This is a genomic window from Rhodanobacter sp. C01, from assembly GCF_002001045.1.
Lineage (GTDB): Bacteria > Pseudomonadota > Gammaproteobacteria > Xanthomonadales > Rhodanobacteraceae > Rhodanobacter.
Map to the genome: position 1 here is coordinate 100,623 of NZ_MUNR01000004.1, position 13,368 is coordinate 113,990.

Consider the following 13,368-nt stretch of genomic DNA (forward strand, 5'->3'; position numbering starts at 1 on the left):
CAACCGGCATGTTAGCACCGGCCCCGACTGCGCCGGACCGCACCACCGGTGTTGCTGGGTTACGGCCGCGGCACGTTTACAGGCCCAGCGACAGTTCATCGGCATCCACACGGTTCATGTGGATGCCGTTGATGAAGACCGAGAAAGCCAGCTTGCCGGCCAGTCCGTGCACATGCTGCATCCATGGCGGCAGCCAGCGCGGCGGCACGATCGCCCCGGATTCGAAATGCGGCTGCAATGCGATCACGTCGTGCAGGGTCAGCTTGCCGGCAAACAGGTGGCGCAACAGGTCCATCCGTTGCTGCCTGAACGCCCAGCGGAAAAACGTGTGCACGGTGAGCAGGCCGGACAGGTAGACGTTGTCCTTGGCAAAGACCGCGCCGCCGCTTGGCGGCACGCCGCGGAATACCCGCTGGGCGGAGTGGAAACTGTCCGCCACGTTCTGCCCGCAAGCGCTGAAATACTTGTAGACCTCGACGAAATCGGCGCCGTTCAGCGCCATGTCGATCGCCAGGATGCGCAGGCTGATGCGCTTGAGCCGGGCAATGTCGATCGCCCCGGACATCAGTTCGGCGAATACCGCGAGCCCCTCCTGCGTCGCGGTGACCCGTGGAGAGGTACGCGCCAGCGAGGCCAGCAGCGGTTGCTGGCGACCGTTCAATGCGGTCAGCGAGTGCACGAAGGCCTCGTGGGCAAGCAGCTGGTGACGGTCGTACTCGCTGAAGCTGGTACCGCCACGCAGACGGATGCGGGTGGCGCCGGCGGCCGCCTTGGCAGTGAGTTCGGGATCGACCTCGACCTTGATCAGGCCGGCACCGAAAAATGCATCGAGTGTGGTCGCCAGCTCGTTGCGCAGTTGGTCGGCCGGCATCTCCACGCTGCTGTCGTCCGCCAGCAGATCGGCACCCAGTTCGTCGGACAGCTCGACGAAGTAACGTGCAGCATCGAGATTGCTGCGCTGGCTGCCGGGAATCAGATCGCCCGGCTTGCCGTACAGCGCAATCGATGGCGCCGTGATGCCCGAAGTGCCCACGGCCTCCAGCATCTCGGCCGCGACACGCCACGATTCGGCAGTACGACGCAGGTAGTCACCGATCGGATCGGTGCCCGACGGACCACCGTCGCCGGCTTCACGCTCGATCGCCTCCAGCTCGGCGCGCGCGACGCCAAGATCGGGTCGCGCGTAGGTCACATCGGGCAACGCGAACCGGCCTTGGCCATAGGCCGCAATCATGCGGTCCTCCAGCGAGGCTGGCCATGCCACCGTCGGCAGGATGCGAATACCCTTCACCGCCGCCAGCAGGCGCTGGTCGAGCACGGCGTAACGCTGCAGTTCGGGCGCAACAGTGCTGGCTGGCGTGCTCATCGCGCAGCCCCGCGCAGGGCGTCCACGCGCTGGATCAGCTCGATGGCGATCGGGTCGGGCCTGAACGCCGCCAGGAAACTGCGCGGACTGGCCGGAATGAAGGTGAGGTTGCGGCCGAAACGCGAGTCGGTGCGCAGCATCACGGTGACGCGGCGCGGGTTGGTCATCGTGGTGGCGTTGACGTTCATCACGTCGCCCAGCGCCACTCGGATTTTCTCGCCACGGTTTTTCACCACCAGCCAGTCGCCGTCCAGCCAGACTTCGTCCAGCAGGTCATGCAGCAGGGTGCGATAAAGCACGAGCATGACGCCGACCATGAACAGCGGCATCAGCACCAGCGGAAAGAAGGGTGGCGAGTGTTCGTCCGTAGCGGCATGGGTCGCCGCCCAGAACTGCAGGCCGAAGACGGTCAGCACAAAGCCGATCCACAGCACCGGAAAGACCCGCTTGTAGAAAAACGTAAGCGACGATGACAACCGACGCATGCCTGCATCCCCGAGCAACGATGCCGCGATACTAGATGCTTTGCAGCGCGCCGTGCACAGGCCCGGGAGCCACTGATCCTCCCAAGCAGCAATCAATCCCGTTCGCGCTGCCCGCGGTGACCGTGTGGACGCTCGATGGGCCGGCCGCCGCGCTGCCGGCGCAGGCGTGCTTCCAGCGTCGCCGCCTGTTCCTCGCGCTCATCGTGCAGCTTGAGGTAGTTTCGCCAGCGGTCCGGTGCCAGCTCGCCGGTATCCAGCGCCACCTGCACCGCGCAGCCCGGTTCGCTGCCATGACCACAGTCGGCGAAGCGGCACCCCTCGGCCAGTGCCTCGATATCCGCAAACAGGTCGAGGTTTTCCTCGCCGGTGAGCTTGAGCTCGCGCATGCCGGGCGTGTCGATCAGGCAGCCGCCGCTGGGCAGCTGCAGCAGCGCACGATGGGTGGTGGTGTGGCGACCCCGGCTGTCATGGCTGCGCACCTCGGCGGTGGCCATGCGTGCGGTGCCGAGCAGGGTATTGGTCAGGGTGGATTTGCCGGCACCGGACGAACCGACCAGCACGGCACTGTCGCCCGGCTGCAGGTATGGCGCCAGCTCGGCCACGCTGGCTGGATCCTTGCCATTCAGTGGGTGGATCGGTGTGCCGACGGGCAGCCGCACGCGCAGCGCCTCGATCTGCGCGGCCGCGTCCTCGCGCGTGTCGAGCTTGCTCAGCAGCACCACGGGCTGTGCACCGGAATCCTCGGTCAGCGACAGATATCGCTCGATCCGTGCCGGGTTGAAGTCTCCGTCCAGCCCGGTCAGTACCAGTACGTAGTCGATATTCGTGGCGATCAGCTGACGCTCGTAGCGTTCGCCGGCCGCCGCGCGCGACAACACCGTGCGGCGCGGTGCCACGCTGACGATATGCGGTGGCGTACCGCTCTCCACTTCGACGAAATCGCCGACCACCGGTCGCTCGGCGGGGTCGATGCCGCGCTTGAGGAAACGCCCGTCGGGCTGCGCCCCGAACAGGGTCTCGCCGTCATGCAGCTCGTAGCCGGCACGATGCTGGGCCACGACCCGCGCCAGCCGCAGGCCGGCGGCCGGCAGCACCTCACCACGCCAGCCGATGCGCCGCAGGCGTTCGATCGTTTCGGCATCACTCATTCGGGGGAATCGGTGGGCACGGTCCGGCGATTATGCCCTGCCCGCGCATGGCCCGCCGATGAACCGGGATTTGCCACGGATGACGCTCGCGCTGCACTGCATCACGCTGCTAGCATCGGTCTGCCGGTGCTGATGCCGGTCCCAGACTACTGAAGGATGCCGGCGTTGGCCTCGATCACACCCAGTGCGCACCTGGCGGACGTGCGCTATGAAATCCGTGGCGCCCTGACCAGGCGCGCTCGCGAACTGGAGGCTGCCGGCCTCGACATCATCAAGCTCAACATCGGCAATCCCGGCCGCTACGGTTTCGAGGCACCCGCCCATCTGCGCGAAGCGATTGCCAGCCATCTGCATGAGAGCGAGGCCTACGGCCACGAACAGGGGCTGGAAGCCGCCCGCGAAGCAATCGCGGCGCAGCAGCGCGCACGCGGCGCCAAGGGCGTCGAGCCGGAACGCATCTTCATCGGGAACGGCGTCAGCGAGCTGATCGACCTCAGCCTGCGCGCCTTGCTGCAACCCGGCGACGAAGTGCTGCTGCCGAGCCCGGACTATCCGCTGTGGAGCGCCGCGACGATCCTCAACGGCGGCCAGCCACGCTACTATCACTGTCTTGCCAGTCACGACCACCTGCCGGATCCCGACGAGATCGAGGCGCTGGTCACCCCACGCACCCGTGCACTGGTGTTGATCAATCCGAACAATCCGACCGGCGCGGTATATCCGCGCGCGCTGCTTGAACGCCTCGTGGCGATCGCGGCGCGACACCGCCTGCTGCTGCTCGCCGACGAGATCTACGACGAGATCCTCTATGACGGCGCGAGTTTCCAGCCATTGGCCAAGGTTGCCGGCGAGCTGCCCTGCCTCAGCTTCGGCGGCCTGTCCAAGGTGCATCGCGCCTGCGGCTACCGGGTCGGCTGGATGAGCCTGTCCGGCGATCCGGCACGCAGCACGGCCTACCGCGATGCGTTGCAACTGCTTGCCGCATTGCGGCTGTGCGCCAACGTCACCGCGCAATGGGCAGTGCTGCCGGCGCTGCAGGACGCGCCGACGATCGGCACGCTGACCCGCTCCGGCGGCCGCCTGCACGAGGCCCGCCGCGTAGTGGTGCAGTCCGTCGCCGCCAGCGAGTATCTGGAACTGGTCGCACCGGCAGGTGCCTTGTATGCGTTTCCGCAGGTGCGTGCCGACCGCTTTGCAACCTTCGACGACGAAACGTTCGCCTTGCGCTTGCTGGAGGAGGAATCGGTGCTGGTGGTTCCCGGTACCAGCTTCAACGTGCCGCACAGCCGTCACTTCCGCCTGACCCTGCTGCCGCCACATGCGCAATTGCGCGAGGTGTTCGTGCGGATCGAGCGGGTGCTGTCGCGGATGGCGCGGGAGCAGTCCCCGCACGCCGCGGTGGCGTGAGCCACCCCTGGCGAAGCGCATGATGCCTGCCGCCCACACACCGCATTACCTCGCCCTGGGTGATTCCTACACCATCGGCGAAGCCGTGGCCGCCGACCGGCGCTGGCCAGCCGTGCTGGTGCAGCGCCTGCGCCAGGCCGGGGTGGTGATCGACGACCCGCAGATCATCGCCGTCACCGGCTGGACCACGGACGAGCTGGCGCAAGGCATGGACGAAGCGACGCTTGCCCCGCCCTACGATCTGGTCACCCTGCAGATCGGCGTCAACAACCAGTATCGCGGCCGGGCGGCAGACGAGTACCGCCAGCAGTTCGCCAGCCTGCTGGCACGCGCCATCGCCCTCGCCGGCCACCGCGCCGCGCGTGTCGTCGTCGTATCGATCCCGGACTGGGGAGTTACCCGTTTCGCGCGCGAGCAGGACCGCGACAGCGCTCGCATCGCCAGCGAACTGGACAGCTACAACGCGATTGCCCGCGACGAGGTCGCGCGCATCGGCGCGCATTTCGTGGACATCACCGGCATCTCGCGCCAATCCCCCCTGCTCGTCGCCGACGACGGCCTGCATCCCTCGGCCGCGCAATATGCGTTATGGGTCGATGCGATCCTGCCCGTGGTGCGGACGGCGCTGCAGCCGTCACACTGACCCGCTCCACGGCAACCGTCCTGCAACCTGTTCGCCATCCCTCGGTGACCTTGCGCCTGCAAACTGCAGCCCCGGCATCCACCGGGAGTACGCGCCATGACCACCCTCCGCTGCCGCAGCGCCTTCATCTCCGACGTGCATCTGGGCACGCCTGACTGCAAGTCCGGTTACCTGCTCGACTTCCTACGCAAGCTTCGATGCGAAAAGCTCTATCTGGTCGGCGACATCATCGACATGGAGGCATTGGCCCGACGCGCCTGGTGGCCGGCGGAGCACAGCGCGGTGATCGCCGAGGTGCTCGACCTTGCGCAACGCGGCGTCGAGGTCATCTACATCCCCGGCAACCACGATGCACCGCTGCGCGGCCTGCATGGCCAGATCCTGGGTGGCGTGCAGATCGAACTGGACGCCGTGCATGTCGGCATCGACGGGCGCCGCTACCGGGTCAGCCACGGCGACGAGTTCGACCCCGAACAGATCGGTCGCGGCTGGATGCAACACGTCGGCGAGGCCATGCATCGCCTCATCTGCTGGAGCAACCGCCGCCTGCATGCCATGCGGCAGCGGCTTGAGCTGCCCTATCTGCCACTGTCGATCATCGTCAAATCGCACATCGGCAAGGCCTTGGCGTATATCCGCGCCTACGAGGAGCGCGTCGCCAGCGACGCCCGCGAGCGCGGTTTCGACGGACATATCTGCGGGCATATCCACTTTGGCCACGTGCGCGAGCTGGGCGGCGTGCTCTATCTGAACGACGGCGACTGGGTGGAACACTGCACCGCGCTGATCGAGGATCACACCGGCGCGATGGAACTGATCCACTGGAGCGAACAGCCCGCCGCGCTGGGTCGTGCCAGCCGCGAACTGGTGTGGCCCTCACCGGGCGCCGCACTGGCGCTGGCGCCGCTGGGCGTCCACCGCCGTGATCTGGGCGAATTGCATCGGGCAGCCTGAACCGCACGCACCTTGAAGGCCAGCGGGATCACCGCATATCGGGCGGCGTATCATTGTCTTCTTTGCCGGAGCCTCCCATGTCCCTCGACAGCACCACCCGCGAACGTATCGAAACCCTGCTCAAGGACCACCGCGTGGTGCTGTTCATGAAGGGCAACCGCCAGCAGCCGATGTGCGGCTTCTCCGCAGCCGCCACCAACACGCTGAACGAGCTGCTGCCGGATTACCACACGGTCAACGTGCTGGAGGATCCGGAAATCCGCGAGGGCATCAAGGCCTACGGCGACTGGCCGACGATTCCACAGCTGTACGTGGAAGGTGAGCTGGTTGGTGGCGCCGACATCATCCGCCAGATGTATGGCAGCGGCGAGTTGCACACCCTGTTCGGCGTCTCGGCGCCGGATCGGACGCCGCCGCAGATCACCATCACCGACGCGGCCGCCGAGGCCATCCGCCAGGGCACGGCGAACGCCGAAGGACTGGCGCTGCATCTGGAAATCGGCCCCGATCACAGTGCCGGCTTCCAGCTTGCCCCGGGCGCCGAGCACGACATCGTCGCCCACGCCAACGGCCTCGACGTGCACTTCGATCCGGCCAGCGCGCAGCGCGCCAAGGGCATCGTGATCGATTGGGTATCCACCGTGCAGGGCGAAGGTCTCAGCCTGAAATTCCCCGGCGCGCAGGAGATCAAGTCGCTCAGCGTGCAGCAGCTCAAGGCTCGGCTGGCTGCCAACGACATCGTCCTGATCGACGTACGCCCCGCCGCCGGCCGCGCCCAGGCCGCCCCGCTTGCGCAGGCGCGGGTGCTGGAAGACGAAGGCTTCGAAAGCCTCGCCGCCCTGCCGAAGGACACTGCACTCGCCTTCATCTGCCACCACGGCATCTCCAGCCGCGGCATGGCCGAACGCTTCGCCGCCCACGGCTTCAGCGACGTACACAACGTGGAAGGTGGCATGGACGCGTGGGCGCGTGAAGTGGATTCGCGCGTGCCGCGCTACTGATCAGGGCACCAGAGCTAAAAGAAGAGCGCCCGGTGAGGACGCTCTTTCTGATGGTGACAGGCTGTACTGCATTCGATCATCACACCCGGGGCTTCACGCCTTGGGTGTGAACAGCTCGCACTCCCGATTGAAGTCACCGATCGCGCCGACCAGATCGGCGACCGCCGCCCGTTCGGCCTCGCCGAGGTCGGGATTCCAGGTGTCCAGAATCAGCACCACCCGGGTTTCGTTGCTGTTGTTCCAGGCTTCGTGTTCAAACGTGTCATCGAAGGTGACGCAGCGGCCTTCCTGCCAGGCATGGGTCTCGCCACCCACGCGCAACGCGCACTCGGGCGGCACGATCAACGGCAGGTGCGTGACCAGTCGGGTATTGGTGACACCGCGATGTGGCAGGATATGCGTCCCGGGTCGCAGTACCGAAAACAGCGTTTCCGGCGAATGCTCGCGGACGTGCGCCAGCGGCAACGCATCAAGCAGCGCGGCAGTCTGCGGACAGCGGGCCGCATGCTCGTCATAGCGTTCACCGTGACGATGGAAGAAATAGGCATCCCAGGCAGCGGCCTCGGTACCGGAGGAGCGCAGCAGGTCGGCCGCATCCTGCGGCGAATCCGTCTGCAGGAATGACTCCAGGTCCCGCGGCTGCGCCAGCACCGTACGCAGTTCCTCACGGATCATCGCGGTGCTGGCTTCGAGTTCCGCCATCCACGGAAAGCGCTCGCGTGGATAGTACGGCTGGCTCGGTACACCCGGGAAATACAGGAACTTGGGCTTCTGTCGCGGATCGGGCAATGCAGCGTCCCGCTCGCCGAGGTAGATGGCAAGGCATTGCTCCACCCTGGCAAGTTCCGACTTGCCATAGCGCTGCCGCAGAGGCTCCAGCACATTGTCGAACAGACGGCGACGCCCGGCATCGACATACTGCATGGCCTGTTTCACGGCCACCCGGTATTCCGGCGCGGTCGTCTCGTCGCTTAGCCAGCGCCCCCGCGATTGGGCCTCGTTGATCGCCATGAAAGAGGCCACCAGGGCTTCGTGGGTCTCACCCAGTTGATCCAGCAACATGCCCAGGCGCAAACGTGCCACGAACATGTTTGGCGCAAGCTTGAGTCCACGACGCAAGTCGGCAACCGCTCCGGGGAAATCGCCGCCGGTCATCCGTGCCACGCCCAGCTGGTGCAATGTGATTGCATCCGAGGGATGTGCATGGTCTGCGCTGACGAGCAGCTCGATGGCCTGGTCCACCGCGCCACTGGCAAGCCGGATATTGGCCAGTTGCCGCAGCGCCTCGAGATCATCGGGGTGGGTTTCGAGCAGCTGCGCATAGGATCGCTCTGCCAGCCCCACATCTCCTCGACTCAGCCCCGAGCGGGCTTGCTCACGATGGTCCGCGACGCGCTGATCTGACTCGTTCTTCATTGCCTGATTCACTACCGGATGGGTCGCGGACCTTGAATACGGCGCCGCGACGAACTGAACTAACCGGCATAATACGCGGTGACGCATTCCCCTGCCGCGCCGGGAATGCCTTGTTTCGAAATACGGCTTGCGCCCGTTGCATGGACGCCGGGTCGCCACTGCCCGCCTGAGGTCAAAAAAAGCAGCCATGATTCCTCGCCTACAGGGACTGAGCCCCACCGCCCGCGTGAACATCATGGTCGCCGGCGAAGCGCTTGAGACAGGCCGGGTGGACGAAGCCGAGCGCCGCCTCGCCGACGCCGTCACGACGGATCCGCAGCACCCCGAAGTCCTGCGCATGCAGGCCGGTATCCACAGCCTGCGTGGGCGGCCCCAGCAGGCCATCAGCACGATGCGTCTGGCATTGGCGCAACGCCCGCAGGATGCGCTGTACCACAACACCCTGGGCACCCTGCTCGGGAGTGCCGGCGACTATGATGCGGCGATCGCCGCGTTGCGCCATGGCTGCGAGCTTCAACCCGACCTGGCCATCGCTTGGTACAACCTTGGCGTGATGCTGACCCGCTCTGTGCGCAATGACGAAGCAGCGAGTGCCTTGCGGCATGCGGTTGCGCTGGCGCCGGATCACGTGGGCGCACGCGCGCTGCTGGGCGACATGCTGCGCACCCGCGGCCATACCGGGGAAGCAGAAGCGGAATACCGCAAGGTGCTCGCGGAACGGCCCTGGACCGGCATCGCATGGTGGGGCCTCGCCGACCTGCGGACCGTACGCTTCAGCGGTGACGACATCGCCCACATGCAGGCCGCATTGCAACAGCCACGTGCCAGCGAAGACGACCGCATCGCGACGGGTTTCGCGCTGGCCAAGGCCCTGGACGATGGCGACTACCATGCCGATTCGCTCACCACGCTGGCCCAGGCCAATGCCATTGCCAGGCATCGCCAGCAGTGGAACGCAGACGCCTTTTCCGCAGGGATCACGGCAATCCGGCAAGCCTTCACGCCACCGCCCGCGGCTGCCACGGAGCCACTCGGCAAGGAGGTCATCTTCATTGTCAGCCTGCCACGATCCGGTTCGACCCTGGTCGAGCAGATCCTCGCGTCGCATTCATCGGCCGAAGGCGCCGGCGAACTGCCCGACCTGCCGCTGGTACTGGCCGAGGAGTCGCGCCGCCGCGGCGCACCGTTCCCGCAATGGGTGCGCGCAATGCAGCCGGCCGACTGGGCGCGCCTGGGGCAGCGCTATATGGAGCGTACCCGGCACTGGCGTCGGCAACGCCCCGTGTTCACCGACAAGCTGCCGAACAACTGGATGTACATCGGCGCGATCCGCGCCATGTTGCCAGGTGCACGCATCATCGCCTGCCGGCGCGACCCGCTGGAAACCTGTTTTTCCTGCTACCGCCAGCATCTGGCCGGAAGCGAGTACACACGCACCTTCGATGACGTAGCCGCCTTCTGGCGCGACTTCGACCGCAGCATCCGCCACTGGCATGCGCTGCATCCGTCGCAGGTGTTCGAGCATGAGTACGAGCAACTGCTGGCCGATCCGGAAGCCAACATCCGTCGATTGCTGGATTTCTGCGGCCTGCCGTTCGAGCCGACCTGTCTGAGCTTCAATGAAAACCGGCGCGAGGTGCGTTCGCCCAGCGCCACCCAGGTGCGTCAGCCGCTCCACGACACCAGGCGCGCACCGCGCTACGGCGCCCTGCTCGATCCGTTGCGGGCGGCGCTTGAGCTGCCACCATGGCAGCGTGACAGTACCCCATGACCATCACTTCCGCACCGACACCCGATGCAAGTGAGCGCCATCTCGTTGCCTACGAACGGCAGCGCGCGCAGGGGCGCATGCAAGCCGCCCGGCGCGAGCTGCTGGAGGCTCTCGCCGGTGTGCCTGAATTGGAGTGGCTGGCCTGTGCACGCGCACTGGTACTGCGCAGCGACACTGAAGCGGCACATGCCGTGCTGTCTGCTGCGCTCATCACGCATCCAGGCTCAATCGATCTGCGTTTCGCACTGGCCGGCATCCTGCAGCAACGCGGTGAATCGGCTGAAGCTGAAACCATGCTGCATGAGCTGCTTGTGCGACAGCCGGCGCACGCTGCGGCCACCTTTCTGCTAACGAGCCTGCTGAGTCAGCAAGGTCGCACGCACACCGCGGCTGTTGTCATGCGCAGCCTGTTCGCACGCGCGCGACAGGATGTCGATACGGTCATCCGGGCGGTGGAGATGCTCGACGACATGCAGCGGACAGCGGATGCCGCAGCCATCTGCGAGGCCGAGATCGCCGCAGGCACCAGCGATCCGCGAATCCATGCCTATGCCGGCATGCTGGGCATCCAGCTCGGTCAATTCGAACGCGTGCGCGAGCGCTATGCCTTCGCGCTCACGCACAGCCAGCAAGCGGTGGAATGGAATATTCCGATCGGCCTGTCGAGCCTGCAGCGCTACGAGGACGACAGCCATCCGGACTTCGAGCTGTTCCGCGACGTGCTGCAGCAACCGGGCCTAGGCGAGAAGGCACGTATCACGACGCTGTTCGCCCTGGGCAAGGCCCACGACGACATCGCCGACCATGCGCAGGCGGCGGACTATCTGCGCCAGGCCAATGCGCTTGCCCATGCGCACTCGACCTGGTCGCGCAAGCGCTGGCGGCGCCTCGTCGAGGCACGCCTGGCAGCCAGGCCACTTCCATTCCGGCTGACCGCCCCGGACGAGTGGACGCCGCTGTTCATTGTCGGCGTGCCGCGCTCCGGCACCACCTTGCTGGCCGAATTGCTCGCACGCCATCCGCTGGTCTGCAATCGCGGCGAGCTGGGCTGGCTGGCGACAGTGGCTCGACGGCTGGAACAGGCTGGCGCCAGGGAACCGGCCGCATTTGAACAAGCCGCAAGCACCTATGCAGCGCAGCTGCGCCAGGACGACTCCGACGCGCACTGGTTCATCGACAAGCAACCGCTGAACCTGCTGCACATCGACCTGATCCTCGCGCTGTGGCCGAACGCGCGCATCATCCACTGCCGACGCAACCCGCGCGATACCGCATTGTCGCTGTGGTCGCAGTCGTTCCACGACCCCGCGCACGACTATGCCTACGACTTCGGCGATATCGCCGCGCTCATCCAGGGCTGCGAGCGCATGCATGCACATGCGCTTGCGCGTCATGCCGCGTCGATCCATACCGTGCTTTACGAGGAACTCATCGCCGACCCCGGTTCCTGCCTGGACGGACTGGCACGCTGGCTTGGATTGCCCGGACACGACCTGCTCGCCACCCCGAGCCCTGACCATGCGATCAGTACCGCCAGCGCATGGCAGGCACGCCAGCCGATCCATGCGCACTCCGTGGCACGCTGGCGTTCCTACGCGCCCCATGTCCCGGAACTGCTGCGCTTCCCGGACAAATGATTGACCGCAGCACTTCATGCCCGCCAGCATGCAATTCAAGCGTCGAAGCATGCTACAACGGCGACACCTTTCCCATGACCAAGACCCGGCATTCCCCGAAGTGACGCCAACCCTTCCGCACCCCGACATGGCCGAGCGCTTTCGCAGTGCGCAGACGCTCTGGCAGCAAGGCCAGGTGGGCCCTGCCCACGCGTTGCTGGATGACATCCTGGCCCATCACCCGATGCATCCCGAAGCCGTGCCGCTACTCGCCAAGTTGTTTCAGAGCCAGGGCAAGCTCAATGCCGCCAGCCAGCTGATGGCCGACCTGTGCCGCCATTCGGGTCTGGAGGCGGCGACCACCGTGCACAGTGCCCGGTTCATCCAGCAGTGCCAGCGCCAGCGACTGGCCGCCACCCTGTGCGAGGAGGCTCTCGCCAGCGGCAAGGTCAGCGCCGAGCTTCATGTGCTGGCAGGCAATCTCGCACGGGAGCTCGGTGAATTCGATCGCGCGCGCGCACACTACATCGAGGCGCTGGAGGCCGGTGTCGACCTAGATACGAACTTCGTGCTCGGCGCGCTTGCCGCCACCCGGCGCTATACCGACCGGACCGATCCCGACTTCGCGCGTTTCATCACGCAGTTTGAAAACTCTGCCGCCTCCTTGCACGCGCGCGCGGTAACCGGCTTCGGTCTCGCCAAGGCCTATGACGATATCGGCGACTATGCCGATGCGGCGCAAACCTTGCATACGGCCAACCGGCTTTCAAAACAGGCGCAGCCATGGTCGCGCGAGGCATGGGGGTACTGGCTGGAGGCCCGACTGCGTGCACGCACGTTTGAAACACCGTTGCCGCCGGCGCCCGATTTCGTACCTATCTTCATCGTCGGCCTGCCGCGCAGCGGCACCACCCTGGCGGCGACGCGACTTGCCGGGCATCCGGACCTGCGCGACCGCGGCGAACTACCGATGCTCGACTTCATCGTCGAACGGCTGCAGTCGGGCAATCTCCTGCGCGATGCCGGCGCCCTGCGTCAGGCGGCCGAGCTCTATCGGGTGCACGCCGTCCAGGACGATCCCCGCGTACGCTGGTACATCGACAAGAACCCGAACAACTTCCGCTACCTCGACCTGATCGCAGCACTGTTCCCGCAGGCCCGGATCATCCATTGCCGGCGCGACCCGCGCGATACCGCGTTGTCGATCTGGTCGCAGAGCTTCGCGCATCCGCAGTATGGCTTCGCCAGCGACCTCGACGACATCGCCGATTTCATCCGCAGCCATGACCGGCTGATGCAGCATTGGCAGCAGCGTCTGCGCGTGCCGGTGCACGGCCTCAACTACGAAGCCATGGTCGCCGATCCCGTAGCAGCGCTCGGCGCGCTGCGGGATTTCATCGGTCTGCCTGCCTCCGCCGCAAAGACAACGCCTTCCGCGACTACGGCGACTGCCGCGATCAGCTCGGCCAGCGTATGGCAGGCACGCCAGCCGATCTACGGCACGTCGGTGGGGCGCTGGAAAACCTATCTTCCCTACGTGCCGGAGCTGGCCCGGTTCTGA

At 66.1% G+C, this 13,368-nt stretch carries 11 protein-coding genes; 7 read left to right on the forward strand and 4 right to left on the reverse strand.

Going from position 1 to position 13,368, the window contains the following annotated elements; genetic code table 11:
* Nucleotides 1-76: 76 nt before the first annotated feature.
* From B0E50_RS00925 to rsgA, 3 genes are all read right to left on the reverse strand, one after another.
* Nucleotides 77-1,366, reverse strand: a complete 1,290-nt coding sequence (locus B0E50_RS00925; RefSeq protein WP_077439198.1) for a flavohemoglobin expression-modulating QEGLA motif protein — start codon at nt 1,364-1,366, stop codon at nt 77-79.
* Nucleotides 1,363-1,851 (reverse strand): hypothetical protein, encoded by a 489-nt coding sequence (locus B0E50_RS00930; RefSeq protein WP_077439199.1) that lies wholly within the window; start codon nt 1,849-1,851, stop codon nt 1,363-1,365. Before B0E50_RS00930 ends, B0E50_RS00925 begins: the two co-directional genes overlap by 4 nt.
* A gap of 92 nt (nt 1,852-1,943) precedes the next feature.
* Nucleotides 1,944-2,999, reverse strand: coding sequence for a ribosome small subunit-dependent GTPase A (gene rsgA / locus B0E50_RS00935; protein ID WP_077439200.1), 1,056 nt, complete (start codon nt 2,997-2,999; stop codon nt 1,944-1,946).
* A gap of 165 nt (nt 3,000-3,164) precedes the next feature.
* Between rsgA and B0E50_RS00940 the strand changes: the two genes are divergently transcribed.
* From B0E50_RS00940 to grxD, 4 genes are all read left to right on the forward strand, one after another.
* Nucleotides 3,165-4,406 carry an aminotransferase class I/II-fold pyridoxal phosphate-dependent enzyme gene (locus B0E50_RS00940; RefSeq protein ID WP_077439297.1) on the forward strand — a complete coding sequence of 414 codons (1,242 nt, stop codon included), beginning with the start codon at nt 3,165-3,167 and terminating at the stop codon, nt 4,404-4,406.
* A 22-nt stretch (nt 4,407-4,428) separates the two neighbouring features.
* Nucleotides 4,429-5,049 carry an SGNH/GDSL hydrolase family protein gene (locus B0E50_RS00945; RefSeq protein WP_077439298.1) on the forward strand — a complete coding sequence of 207 codons (621 nt, stop codon included), beginning with the start codon at nt 4,429-4,431 and terminating at the stop codon, nt 5,047-5,049.
* A 96-nt stretch (nt 5,050-5,145) separates the two neighbouring features.
* On the forward strand, nt 5,146-6,003 hold the full coding sequence (locus B0E50_RS00950; protein WP_077439201.1) for a UDP-2,3-diacylglucosamine diphosphatase: 858 nt from the start codon (nt 5,146-5,148) through the stop codon (nt 6,001-6,003).
* A 77-nt stretch (nt 6,004-6,080) separates the two neighbouring features.
* On the forward strand, nt 6,081-7,004 hold the full coding sequence (grxD, locus tag B0E50_RS00955) for a Grx4 family monothiol glutaredoxin (protein ID WP_077439202.1): 924 nt from the start codon (nt 6,081-6,083) through the stop codon (nt 7,002-7,004).
* Nucleotides 7,005-7,097: 93 nt separating this feature from the next.
* On the opposite strand, the gene B0E50_RS00960 is transcribed toward grxD, so the two are convergent.
* Nucleotides 7,098-8,420, reverse strand: coding sequence for an aspartyl/asparaginyl beta-hydroxylase domain-containing protein (locus tag B0E50_RS00960; protein ID WP_077439203.1), 1,323 nt, complete (start codon nt 8,418-8,420; stop codon nt 7,098-7,100).
* 187 nt (nt 8,421-8,607) lie between these two features.
* Between B0E50_RS00960 and B0E50_RS00965 the strand changes: the two genes are divergently transcribed.
* The 3 genes from B0E50_RS00965 (at nt 8,608) to B0E50_RS00975 (ending at nt 13,368) form a co-directional block, all read left to right on the forward strand.
* Complete coding sequence (locus B0E50_RS00965) at nt 8,608-10,191, forward strand: sulfotransferase (protein ID WP_077439204.1); 1,584 nt, start codon at nt 8,608-8,610, stop codon at nt 10,189-10,191.
* Complete coding sequence (locus B0E50_RS00970; RefSeq protein ID WP_254427132.1) at nt 10,188-11,828, forward strand: sulfotransferase family protein; 1,641 nt, start codon at nt 10,188-10,190, stop codon at nt 11,826-11,828. Before B0E50_RS00965 ends, B0E50_RS00970 begins: the two co-directional genes overlap by 4 nt.
* Nucleotides 11,829-11,928: 100 nt before the next feature.
* On the forward strand, nt 11,929-13,368 hold the full coding sequence (locus B0E50_RS00975) for a sulfotransferase (RefSeq protein ID WP_168170766.1): 1,440 nt from the start codon (nt 11,929-11,931) through the stop codon (nt 13,366-13,368).

Coding starts and splice junctions, on each gene's coding strand:
- B0E50_RS00960 (WP_077439203.1), bottom strand. CDS start 8,420: ATGAAGAACGAGTCAGATCAGCGCGTCGCGGACCATCGTGAGCAAGCC.
- B0E50_RS00970 (WP_254427132.1), top strand. CDS start 10,188: ATGACCATCACTTCCGCACCGACACCCGATGCAAGTGAGCGCCATCTC.
- B0E50_RS00930 (WP_077439199.1), bottom strand. CDS start 1,851: ATGCGTCGGTTGTCATCGTCGCTTACGTTTTTCTACAAGCGGGTCTTT.
- B0E50_RS00945 (WP_077439298.1), top strand. CDS start 4,429: ATGCCTGCCGCCCACACACCGCATTACCTCGCCCTGGGTGATTCCTAC.
- grxD (WP_077439202.1), top strand. CDS start 6,081: ATGTCCCTCGACAGCACCACCCGCGAACGTATCGAAACCCTGCTCAAG.
- B0E50_RS00950 (WP_077439201.1), top strand. CDS start 5,146: ATGACCACCCTCCGCTGCCGCAGCGCCTTCATCTCCGACGTGCATCTG.
- rsgA (WP_077439200.1), bottom strand. CDS start 2,999: ATGAGTGATGCCGAAACGATCGAACGCCTGCGGCGCATCGGCTGGCGT.
- B0E50_RS00965 (WP_077439204.1), top strand. CDS start 8,608: ATGATTCCTCGCCTACAGGGACTGAGCCCCACCGCCCGCGTGAACATC.
- B0E50_RS00925 (WP_077439198.1), bottom strand. CDS start 1,366: ATGAGCACGCCAGCCAGCACTGTTGCGCCCGAACTGCAGCGTTACGCC.